Genomic DNA, 10614 nt, shown 5'->3' with positions numbered 1-10614 from the left:
GTGCGAAGCGCGTTCAACGGGATACCCAAGGCGAGCTAGTGCGCGTCTGGGAGGTCTTCGGCGAGCGGCGGGCGGCCGAGGACCCCGTCCTGGTGGGCAGCCTCCTCGCACCGGACCTGAGGATGGCCATGCTCCTGGCGCGCGAGTCGTTCTTCCGCCGCGGCGAGGGACTTCGCTACGCCGTCCGCGAGCGGGGAACCGATGAGCTGCACTTCTGCGCCGAGGACGAGGTCGTGGGCGGCGTGACCGACAAGTCCTACCGCCGCCCGGACGGCTACGTCGGCGTGGGGGCCAAGTTCGCGCGCGTCCGCAAGGAGCTTGCCGAGCGCGGTCTGGTGCCCGACCACGGTCCCACGCCGACCCATGCCTGAGGGGGGCCGGTCCGGACATGGCTGAGCTCGACCACGCCCGGCTCGCGCTGCTCCTGTCGCTGGCCGACGACGAACTGGTCATCGGGCACCGGCACTCGGAGTGGACGGGCTGGGCCCCCATGATCGAAGCCGACCTTGCGTTCTCGTCGATCGCGCAGGACGAGATCGCGCACGCCCAGCTTCTGTACGAGCTTGCCGAGCCGCTGGACGGGCGCGACCCCGACGCCCTGGCGCTCGGACGTCCGCCCACCGAGTACCGCAACGCAATCATCTGCGAGGGGTCCAACCGCGAGTGGGGCTACACGCTGGCCCGCCAATACCTGTACGACACGGCCGACGACGTCCGGCTGGAGTCGCTGGAGCGCTCGTCGTGGACCGAGCTCGCCAAGGCCGTGTCGGTCATCAGGCTGGAGGAGCGCTACCACCTCGACCACGCCCGGACGTGGACCGACCGTCTGCTGAACGGACCGCCCGAGGCCAAAGAGCACCTGCTGGAGGGCTTCCGGACGGCGCTGCCCGGGTGCGGCGGCATCTTCGAGCCGCTGTGGGAGGAGGAGGTCCTTCTCCGAGACCGGACCTTGCCCGACTCAAGCGCCGAACTCCTCGAGCGCTGGACCCAGGCCATCGGACCGGACCTGCTCGCGCACGGACTCGTCCTGCCCGACCTGAACTCGTCCATGGGCGGCCGCTACGGGCGGCACACTCCCGAGTTCGACCAGCTCTGGGACGACCTGACGGGCCTGTATCGCACCCACGCCGGGGCCAGCTGGTGATCCGCGACGACGTGGCGCGGGCGCTGGAGTCGGTCGTCGACCCGGAGATCCCGTCCTGCTCGATCGTGGATCTGGGGATGGTCGAGCGCGTCGAGGTGACCGACGACGTTGTCCACGTCGAGCTTCTTCCGACCTTTGTCGGGTGCCCCGCCAAGAACGTCATTGGGCAGGACGTCCGCAAGGCCCTAGAGTCCGTCTGTGGCCCCCGGCGCATCGAGGTCGTCTTCGTGTACGACCCTCCCTGGACCGCGTCGCGGGTCACGGAAACGGGACGCGAGCGTCTGCGCGAGTACGGCATCTCCTCGGACCGTCTCGGCGGGACCGCCCACGGCTGCCCTTACTGCGGCTCGGCGGACACCGTCGTGGAGTCGCCGTTCGGGCCCACGCCGTGCCGAAGCACGCATTTCTGCAATGCTTGCCGCAACGTCTTCGAGGGGTTCAAGGACAAGGGCGGACCCGTCCTGACGATCGCGAGAGGTCCCGGAGGCCGGAGTTGAAGGTAGAGGAGCCGCAGCCGCTGGTCGACCAGGAACCGGCCGACGTCCCTTTCCGGCTCCTGACCCCGGACGGCACCCTGCAGGGCGACCTGCCCCCCGGCCTGGACCGCGACCGCCTCCGGGACCTGTACCGCCTCATGGCTCTGGTCCGTCGGGCCGACCTGGAGGCGACGGCGCTCCAGCGCCAGGGCGAGCTGGCGGTGTGGGCGCCGCTGTCCGGACAGGAGGCCGCACAGGTCGGCAGCGCCTTTGCGCTCCAGCCCCAGGACATGGCTTTCCCCTCCTACCGGGAGATGGGTGCGGCCGTCGTCCGCGGAGTGGACATCGTCGACTACCTGCACTTCTACCGGGGGACCTGGCACGGCGGGATGTACGACCCGGCCGAGCACGGCTTCGGGATGATCTCGGTGCCCGTCGCCAGCCAGTGTCTGCACGCGGTCGGCTGGGCGATGGGCGCGGCGATGGACGGCAAGGACGCGTGCGCTCTGGCCTACTTCGGCGACGGCGCCACCTCCGAAGGTGACTTCCACGAGGCCTGCAACTTCTCCGCCGTGTTCAAGGCCCCGGCGATCTTCTTCTGCCAGAACAACGGCTGGGCCATCTCGGTGCCGCTTTCAAAGCAGACGGCAGCGCCCATCCACCGCAAGGCGGCCGGCTACGGCCTCCCCGGTGTCCGGGTGGACGGAAACGACATCCTCGCCGTGGTCCAGGTGACGCAGGAGGCCAGGCAGCGCGCGGTGGACGCGGGGATCCCGACCCTCATCGAAGCCGTCACCTACCGACTCGGCCCCCACTCGACGGCCGACGACGCCAGCATCTACCAGCCGCGCGAGGAGGTCGAGCGGTGGCAGGCGCTGGAACCTCTGTCGCGCTACCGGACGTTCCTGGAGTCGCAGGGGATCGCCGACGCAGCCTTTTTCGGCTCGGTTGACGAAGAGGCCGCGGCCATCGCTGCCAAGATCCGTGCGGGGATCGCGGCGGCGCCGCCGCGGCCGGTTCACGAAATGTTCCAGTGGGTCTACGAGCAGACCCCCCAGCACCTGGCGCGGCAGCGCGATGAAGTGCTGCACGGCGGTCAGGACGCCGATGCCTGAGACCACGATGGCCGCGGCCCTCAACACGGCCCTGGCCGACTCCCTTGAGCGCGACGACAGGGTCCTGGTCTTCGGGGAGGACGTCGGCAAGCTCGGCGGCGTGTTTCGCATCACGCAGGGGCTCCAGCAGCGGTTCGGTGAGACGCGGGTGTTCGACACGCCCCTGGCCGAGTCGGGGATCGCCGGCATCTCCGTCGGACTGGCTCTCGCGGGGTGGCGTCCGGTGGCGGAGATGCAGTTCGACGCGTTCAGCTACCCGGCCCTGAACCAGACGATCTCGCACATCGCCCGCTACCGGTACCGGTCCCGGGGCCGCGCGCCGATGCCGGTCGTGATCAGGATCCCGGAGGCCGGCGGCATCGGAGCGGCCGAGAACCACTCGGACTCGCCGGAGACCTACTACGCCCACACGGTGGGGCTGAAGGTCGTCGTGCCGTCCACGCCGATGGACGCCTACGACCTGCTTGTCCAGTCGATTGCCGACCCCGACCCGGTCGTGTTCCTCGAGCCCAAGAGCCGGTACTGGTCCAAGGAGTCCGGTGAGCTTAAGTCCGGCGGCCTTCCCATCGGACGGGCGAGGGTCGTGCGCGAGGGCGGGCACTGCACGCTCATCGCCTGGGGCGCCATGGTCTCGCGCTGCCTGGAGGCCGCCGACCTCGCCGCCGAGGACGGAGTCGAGCTCGAGGTGGTGGACCTGCGAACGCTGGTCCCCCTGGACCTCGAGACGCTGGCGGTGGCCGTCCGGACGACCGGCCGCGCCGTGGTGGTCCACGAGGCGCCGATGACCCTCGGGTTCGGAGCCGAGGTCGTGGCTCGGCTCGTCGAGGACTGCTTCGTCAACCTCGAGGCCCCCGTCCTGCGCGTCACCGGCTACGACACCCCCTACCCGCCGGCGACGATCGAGGAGCACTACGTCCCCAGCGTCGAGCGGATCCTGTCCGCCGTCGGCCGCGTCCTGAGTTACTAGTGATGCGCCGCGTCTTCACCCTCCCCGACCTGGGCGAGGGACTCGAGGGGGCCGAGGTGTCCCGCTGGCTAGTGGCGGAAGGCGACCCCGTCACCCTCAACCAGCCGCTTGTCGAGGTGAACACGGAGAAGGCGCTGGTCGAGATCCCGTCGCCCTACGAAGGAGTCGTGTCCAAGTTGCACGCGGGCGAAGGCGACCAGGTCCGGGTCGGACAGCACCTCGTCACGTTCGAGGTCCAGGGCGAGGAGGAGCCGGCGGAAGACGGAGAGCGCAAGGCCGTCCTGGTGGGTTACGGGGTAAAGGGCGACAAGGGGACCAAGTCCCGGCCCTCGCTGAGGCCCCCCGGCCCCCGGACCAAGCCCGCGGTCCCGGCCGCAGCCGGCAAGGCCCTCGCCACCCCGGCCGTCCGCAAGCTGGCCAAGGACCTCGGGGTCGACCTGGCAGCCGTGTCCGGGACCGGACCCGAGGGGCGCATCACGCGCGAGGACGTCCAGGCCGCCGCGTCCGCGCCGGCACCCGCCCCCGTGGCTCCCCGGGTGGCGGCCGAGCCGGGCGACGAGCGGATCGCTGTGCGGGGGGTCCGCCGGCTGATCGCCGAGAAGATGACCTCGTCGTGGACCCAGATCCCGCACGTCACCACCTACCTGACCGTGGACTGCACGGAGGCCGAGTCCTTCCGCGCGCAGCTGCCGGCGAAGGTCACGTTGCTGCCGGTGGTCGTCCGGGCTCTCGCCGAGGTGGTGAAGCATCACCCGAAGCTGAACTCCTCCTATGACGCCGCGTCCGGCGAGATCATCGTCCGGAAGTCGTTTCACGCGGGCATCGCCACCGACACGCCGGCCGGGCTGATGGTCGCCGTGGTGCGCGACGCGGGTGAGATGGGCATCGCCACGCTCGCTCGCGAGATGGCGGCTGCGGTTTCCGCCGCACGGGAAGGAACCGCGACGCCTCAGCAGCTCACCGGAAGCACGCTGACGGTGTCCAACGTCGGGACCTTCGGAGCCGAGTTCGGGACTCCGATCATCAACGCTCCGGAGGCGGCGATCCTGGCGCTGGGGGTCGTGGAGTCGAGGCCCCTCGTCTACCGAGGAACGATCGAGGCCAGGCTCGCCACCACGCTGTCGCTTTCGTTCGACCACCGCGTGCTGGACGGGGCCGAGGCCGGCTATGCGCTGGCCGAACTGCGAGAGCACCTCGAGGACCCAGAAGCTCTGAGGTCGTTGCCGGCCGACTGAGTCCTTCAGTTCATCGACGCCTGGAGCCTGCGGATCTCCCGCTCGACCTGGTCGGCGTCATCCGGTCCGTCCTCCAGGTAGGTGCGCAGGTCGGCGATCGCCTGCGGGTACCGGCCGAGAGCCGACAGCAGCGTCGCCCTCTCCTTGAGCTCCTCGAGCGGGGCGTCCGGCATCGCGAGCAGGTAGTTCTCGACCGCCAGCAGCTGCTGCATCCCGGACGATGCCGCGTACACAGCCTTGAGGTTCGACAGTGCCCGCCGGACCATCTGCAGGGGGGTCGTCGCGCGTAGGTAGTCGTCCCGCCACTCGATACGGCCTCCGGTCCGGTTCTCGAAGATCGCCTGGGCCTCCGACCTGGACAGCAGCCTTCCCCCGTCGAACGGGTCCGCGAGCAGGTCGGTCCCCTCGACCCCCACGAGGAAGTGCATCGGCATGCCGATGCCGGCCATCTCGATGCCCGCGCGGATGCCGCATTCGATCCAGACGACCGACAGCGAGATCGGGATTCCGAGCCTACGGTCGATGACCTCGTTCAGGTAGGAGTTGCGGGGGTCGGGGTAGTCGTCGTGGTTTCCGCGGAACCCCGCCTCCGTCAGGAAAGCCCCCAGCGTCGCCAGCTTCTTGGTCTGGGTCTGCTCGGATTCCACCGCCGGCTGGACCCGCATCCCGAGGTCGTCGAGGACGTCGATGTACGGCTCGGCGTCCAGGTCGGGGTGCGCGAGCCGGGCGAAGGCCAGGAACGCCTCGGCGACCCTGAAGTCGTCGGAGCGGATGATCTCCGTGAAGCGGTCGATGGCGTCCATGCCTCATCCTTTCCCGGGACGGGGCATGTCAACCCCCCGGGGCCTCCCCGGCAGGTCTGGACGGCGTGTCCAGATAGGCCGACGCCTGAAGCGTGAACAGCTCGGCGTACAGCCCGTTTCTTTCCATCAGCTCCTCGTGGCGGCCCGCCTCGACCACTCGGCCCGACTCCAGCACGTAGATGCGGTCGGCGGAACGGACGCTGGAGAAGCGGTGGGAGATGAGAAGTACCGACCGGCCGCTGCACAGGTCGCGCACTCGCTCGAACAACTCGTACTCGGCCCGGGGGTCGAGGGCCGCGGTCGGCTCGTCCAGGATGATGAACGGCGCGTCGCGAAAGAAGGCGCGGCCCAGGGCTACCCGCTGCCATTGGCCCACCGACAGGTCCCGGCCCCCCTTGAACTCCTTGGTGAGCAGCGTGTCGTATCCGTTCGGCAGCTTCGACAGGAAGTCGTGCGCTCCAACCCGCTGGGCGGCCGTGACGACGGCGTCGAGGTCAGACGCCCGATCGTGACGGCCCATGCCGATGTTGTCCCGGGCGGGCAGCTTGTACCGGACGAAGTCCTGGAAGATCAGGGCTATCGACCGCCGCAGACCCTGCCGGTCGCACTGGGACGTGTCCGTGCCGTCCCACAGGATCCGGCCCTTCTGCGGCTGGTACAGGTGCGCGAGGATTTTCGCCAGCGTCGTCTTGCCGGAGCCGTTCTCACCGACCAGAGCCACGACTTCTCCGCGCGAAAGCCGAAGGGACACGTCCTCCAGTGCCGGCTTGGTGCTGCCGGGATACGTGAACGAGATGCCCTGCGCCTCGAGAGTCTTGAAGTCCGCGGGAGCCTCCGCCGTCGGCCGCCTCGCCTCGACCTCGGGCATCAGCTCCAGGAACGACGTGTAGTCCTCCAGAAATAGGCCCGCTTCGTACAGGCTGCTCGCGCTGTGTCCCACCGTCTCCACGCGCGAGCTGAGCATCCTCAGGGCAGCAACGGAGGCGCCGGCTGTGGCCAGCGACATCCGCCGGGTTACGAACAGCCAGACGACGACGCCGAGAGTGCCGGCGGTCATCACGCCGCTCAATACCTCCGCGACCATCGACATCCGCACACGCTTCCGCAGGCGCTGCCGGAGGTCGTCGAGATAGTCGTCGTATAGCCGTGAGTACCGCTCGCGGAGCATCCCGGACAGGTCGAAGGCCCGGACCTCCTTGGCCTCGTCGCGGCCCCCGAGCACTCCGCGGATGTACTGCCGCTCCCTTTCGTTGGGCGTGTTGTGTAGGAAGAACTGGTACCTGTCGCGGCTGATCTTGTTCCGGACGATCCACAGCGGCAGGTAGGCCAGCCCGACCAGCGGCAGTAGCAGAGGCTGCATCGCGAACAGCGCGATGCCCACGCCGACGATTCCGAGCATCCCGCTTGCCAGTCCCAGCACCGCCCAGACCATCGACATGGGACGGAACGAGGCATTGGCCAAAGCCCTCTGAAGTCGATCGAAGAAACCGGGGGCCTCGAAGGCTTCGAGATCCATGGCCGAGGACACGTCGAAGATGCGCGACTCGGCCTGTCTCTTGACGAGGTCGGCGAGCAGGACCTGCCTTTCCATGCGGAGGGCCCCCAGGAGCCGGGTGACGAGCGACACGCCGGTGAGCACCAGGAGGCTCGGGAGGATCTCGCCAAGGCCTCGCCCGCCGCGCATCAGCAGTCCCTCGAGCGCCTCCTTTCCGGCCAGCAGCGAGACCGCCGCTCCGGCGCCGACCACCACCTCCAGCGCGGCGCTCATCGCGAAATCGCGGGGGCTCGCCGCCCAGACCAAAGCCAAGGACGCCCGCAAGAGGCCGGGGAGCTTCCTCACCGACTTCTTCTGCTGCTTGGCCTCCTCGAACAGGTCGTAGATGCTGAACGGCTCCGGTTCGTCGGATGGGTCCGCGGCTTCCGGGGCCGGAGCCTGCCCGGCCTGGGGACCCCGCTCGTTGGCCGGAGCGTCCGCATCGCCCTCGGCCCGCGCCTCGACACCGGCTGCGAGCAGGGCCTCTAGGGCCGCCGGCGGCAGAGGCTCCTGGCGGGCCTTCTCTTCGTCGCGCTTCGGCGTCGTTTCCGTGTCAGCTTCCCCCTTCGTCCGGCTCTGGCCGCCGGAAGGCCCTGACGAGGTTCGTCTGGCGTCCCGTTGCGACAAGTCTGCCTTGCGAGTCGGTGATCGTTCCTTCGGTGTGGGCGATCGTGCGGCCGGCCCTTACGGTCCTGGCCTCCACGATGTATGACTCCGCCATGGGCGACTCCAGGAACGTGACGCCCATGTCCAGCGTGACCGCTCCGTGGCCATCGGGCGACACCGTCACCACGGCGAAGCTCTGCGCCATGTCCAGAACGACGGCCAGGAAACCTCCCTGGACCCACCCGGCGGGCGTCCTGGTCCAAAGCGGCGGCTCCCAGCGCAGCCGGACGATGCCTTCAGGCTCCCACCCGGCAGGGTGCACGCCCAGGTTCCGGACGAACTCGGGCTCCAGGCCGGGGGCCGCGAGGCCCTCCAGGTAGATCTGCCACCAGGGCTTGGCCGGCGTGGTCAGGACAGGTTCCGATCACTGGGGGTCGGTAGTCTATCGAAGCCGCTGCGACATAAGGACGGGCACATGGCACAGATGAGCGCTCGCCTGGGGGTCAAGGACCTCGAACGTGAGCTGAAGTTCTACTCTTCGCTGGGATTCGAAGTTGAAAGGTCGGGAGCCGCCGCCCGGGTGTCGTTCGGCGACACGGTCCTGACGGTCCAGTCCTACGACACGCTCCGGGTGGCCGACCGGCCCCTGCTGGACTGGGAGCAGAACCCGAGCCAGTTCGGCACCGGGATCCAGTTCTATCTGATGGTCGACAACGTCGACGACGTGGTCGGCCGCATCCCGATCGGGGTGGCGAGGCCGTGGCCCGTCCAGGACAAGCCGTGGGGCCTGCGCGAGCTGACCCTGAGGACGCCGTCGGGGTACCTGCTTACGTTCGCGCAGCCCATCGGGCGCTGATGTCCCGCAAGCTGCTGCTGATCGACGGGCACTCGCTTGCGTACAGGGCCTTTTTCGCGCTTCCCCAGTCGCTGGTCACGTCCTCCGGCCAGATGACCAACGCCGTCTACGGCTTCACGGCGATGCTCATAAAGCTCCTCGAGCTGGAGCGGCCGGACGGGATCGTCGTCTGCTTCGACCGGGCCGCCCCCACCTTCCGGCTCGAGGCATACCCGCAGTACAAGGCCGGACGGGCCGAGACGCCGGCGGAGTTCACGGAGCAGCTCGGCCTGCTGCGGGAGGTGCTGGACGTCCTGCGCATCCCGACGCTGGAGCGCGACGGGATAGAGGCCGACGACCTGCTGGCCACCCTTGCGCGAAGGCTCGAGGACCGGGGCGACGAGGCCGTGATCGTCACCGGCGACCGCGACGTCCTGCAACTCGTACGGCCCGGGGTCACGGCGATGATGACCGGACGCGGCGTCACCGACATCCGCCGTTACGACCGCGAGGCGGTCATCGAGCGGTACGGCGTAGCGCCGGAGCAGTGGACCGACTTTGCCGCCCTCAAGGGCGAGACCTCCGACAACCTGCCCGGCGTGCCCGGCGTGGGGGACAAGACGGCCGCCAAGCTCGTGCAGGACTACGGAAGCATCGAGGGCGTCATCGAGCACGCCGGCGAGCTGCGTCCGAGGATCCGCGACGCCCTGCTGGAGTGCGCGGACCAGGTGCGGCTCAACAAGCAGCTGGGCCACCTCGTGGACGACTTGGAGCTCGACGTCGACCCCGACTCGATCAGGCTCGAGCCGTTTGACGACGAACAGGTCCGCAAGCTGTTCATGTCGCTTGAGTTCCCGACTCTGTACACGCGGCTGCGCGAGCTGGACGTCACGGCCGTCGCGGCGGCTCCCGCGCTGGAGCTGGAGTCGGTATCGGAGCTGACGGATGCCGACGAGCTGCCGGCGGGAGAGTCGATCTCGCTGGCCATGGACGCCCACTGGCTTGCGATCAGCGTTGAGGACGGCAAGGCCGCCGTGGTGCCGCTGGAGGCCGCGCCCGGACGTCTCGCCGCCTGGCTGTGCGACCCGGACAACCCGAAGGTGGCCCACGACGCCAAGGTCCTGACGCGGGCGGTGCTGGAGGCCGGCGGGGAAGTCCGCGGGCTGTCGATCGACACCTACGTGGCGGCCTGGCTGCTGGACCCCGGGCTCCCGGGGGGCTACCGGCTCCCGGACGTCGTCCGCCGCTACCTGGGGGTGGCGCTGGACGACGAGGAAGAGAAGGCCCCCAAGGCCAAGCAGGCGTCGCTGGACCTGGAGCCCGACTCCGGGGAAAAGGCCGCCAAGGCCGCCGTCGCCGTCCGGGCGCTGGCCCCGGTGCTCGAGGATCAGATGCGCAACCGGGGCATGTGGGAACTCGCTCGCGATCTGGAGTTCCCCCTCGTCCGCGTTTTGGCCCGAATGGAGCGCGCGGGCATCTCCATCGACGTCGAATACCTGGAGGAGCTCAACGCCGACCTGGGCTCCCGGATGGAAACCCTGGAGCGCGAGATCCACTCGCACGCCGGGGAGGTCTTCAACGTCGGCTCCACGCCTCAGCTTCAGCGGATTCTGTTCGAGCAGCTGGGGCTGCCGAAAACCAAGAAGATCAAGACCGGCTACTCGACCGACGCCGCGGAGCTCGCCAAGCTTCAGGGCGAGCACCCGATCGTCGACGCCCTGCTTGCTTACCGTGAGGTGTCCAAGCTCAAGTCAGGGTTCACCGACTCCTTGCTGCCTCTGGTGAACCCCAAGACCGGACGGATCCACCCCACCTACGTCCAGACGGGAGCCTCGACGGGCCGGCTTTCGTCCACGGCCCCCAACGTCCAGAACATCCCGATCCGCGGCGACCTCGGCC

11 protein-coding genes are annotated in these 10614 nt (G+C 69.2%); 8 read left to right on the top strand and 3 right to left on the bottom strand.

The window, feature by feature from the left end; all coding sequences use genetic code 11:
* The 6 genes from VNE62_06885 to VNE62_06860 all read left to right on the top strand — a co-directional run.
* The coding region (locus tag VNE62_06885) for a hypothetical protein (GenBank protein ID HVE92008.1) at positions 1–371 on the top strand (371 nt) is incomplete at its 5' end.
* A gap of 17 nt (positions 372–388) precedes the next feature.
* Entirely contained in the window at positions 389–1144 is a 756-nt protein-coding gene (gene paaC, locus VNE62_06880) for a 1,2-phenylacetyl-CoA epoxidase subunit PaaC (protein HVE92007.1), read from the top strand.
* A complete protein-coding gene (gene paaD / locus VNE62_06875) occupies positions 1141–1641 on the top strand; it encodes a 1,2-phenylacetyl-CoA epoxidase subunit PaaD (protein HVE92006.1) in 501 nt (166 codons plus the stop codon). Before paaC ends, paaD begins: the two co-directional genes overlap by 4 nt.
* Complete coding sequence (pdhA, locus tag VNE62_06870) at positions 1638–2735, top strand: pyruvate dehydrogenase (acetyl-transferring) E1 component subunit alpha (GenBank protein HVE92005.1); 1098 nt, start codon at positions 1638–1640, stop codon at positions 2733–2735. The genes paaD and pdhA overlap by 4 nt, the downstream gene beginning before the upstream one ends.
* On the top strand, positions 2728–3702 hold the full coding sequence (locus VNE62_06865; protein ID HVE92004.1) for an alpha-ketoacid dehydrogenase subunit beta: 975 nt from the start codon (positions 2728–2730) through the stop codon (positions 3700–3702). Before pdhA ends, VNE62_06865 begins: the two co-directional genes overlap by 8 nt.
* A 2-nt stretch (positions 3703–3704) precedes the next feature.
* Positions 3705–4937 (top strand): dihydrolipoamide acetyltransferase family protein, encoded by a 1233-nt coding sequence (locus tag VNE62_06860; GenBank protein ID HVE92003.1) that lies wholly within the window; start codon positions 3705–3707, stop codon positions 4935–4937.
* Between the two features lie 5 nt (positions 4938–4942).
* Here VNE62_06860 and VNE62_06855 read toward each other — a convergent pair whose 3' ends face one another.
* From VNE62_06855 to VNE62_06845, 3 genes are read right to left on the bottom strand one after another with little or no spacing between them, the layout of a single operon-like run.
* Positions 4943–5740, bottom strand: coding sequence for a transglutaminase-like domain-containing protein (locus VNE62_06855; protein ID HVE92002.1), 798 nt, complete (start codon positions 5738–5740; stop codon positions 4943–4945).
* 28 nt (positions 5741–5768) lie between these two features.
* Positions 5769–7901: an ABC transporter ATP-binding protein gene (locus VNE62_06850; GenBank protein HVE92001.1), complete on the bottom strand. Its 2133-nt coding sequence runs from the start codon at positions 7899–7901 to the stop codon at positions 5769–5771.
* Complete coding sequence (locus VNE62_06845) at positions 7828–8202, bottom strand: PaaI family thioesterase (protein HVE92000.1); 375 nt, start codon at positions 8200–8202, stop codon at positions 7828–7830. Before VNE62_06845 ends, VNE62_06850 begins: the two co-directional genes overlap by 74 nt.
* 153 nt (positions 8203–8355) lie before the next feature.
* On the opposite strand from VNE62_06845, the gene VNE62_06840 reads away from it, so the two are divergent.
* Positions 8356–8736, top strand: a complete 381-nt coding sequence (locus VNE62_06840) for a hypothetical protein (protein ID HVE91999.1) — start codon at positions 8356–8358, stop codon at positions 8734–8736.
* Positions 8736–10614, top strand: a 1879-nt coding sequence (locus VNE62_06835; protein HVE91998.1) for a DNA polymerase, incomplete at its 3' end; no start/stop codon positions are given. The genes VNE62_06840 and VNE62_06835, both read left to right, overlap by 1 nt.

Source organism: Actinomycetota bacterium, assembly GCA_035536535.1.
Lineage (GTDB): Bacteria > Actinomycetota > JAICYB01 > JAICYB01 > JAICYB01 > DATLNZ01.
This window is presented reverse-complemented; position numbering and strand designations above follow the sequence as displayed.